The organism is Microvirga pakistanensis (genome assembly GCF_004458765.1).
Taxonomy (GTDB): domain Bacteria; phylum Pseudomonadota; class Alphaproteobacteria; order Rhizobiales; family Beijerinckiaceae; genus Microvirga; species Microvirga pakistanensis.
The window spans coordinates 1-223 of record NZ_SPJX01000655.1 but is presented as its reverse complement, the minus strand read 5'-3'; the positions used below and the strand labels follow the sequence as shown (position 1 = coordinate 223).

Sequence of the window (223 nt, the reverse complement as noted above, 5' to 3'; positions counted from 1 at the left end):
GGCCCATCACCTCCCGCGCCAGGATCAGCCGGTCGAGGTCCTTGTTGGCAATGGCGAGCGCCTCTTCGAGCACCTGGCAGAAGCCTTCCAGCTTTTCGCGGGCGCCCTCCCGTCCCTGCGGGCGAAATTTCGATTGCTTGAACCCGGCTGCCAGCGGCAGGAGATGATGGGTGAGCCCTCGGGTCCGCAGGATGGTCCCGGCCATGATCAGGCCTAGCCACGG

Annotated in this window: 1 protein-coding gene; it reads right to left on the bottom strand. The window is 66.4% G+C overall.

All coding sequences use genetic code 11. The annotated features are described in order from the left end of the window. Positions 1-205, bottom strand: a 205-nt coding sequence (locus E4K09_RS26045) for a DUF1612 domain-containing protein (RefSeq protein WP_244610358.1), incomplete at its 3' end; no start/stop codon positions are given. Positions 206-223 lie beyond the last annotated feature (18 nt).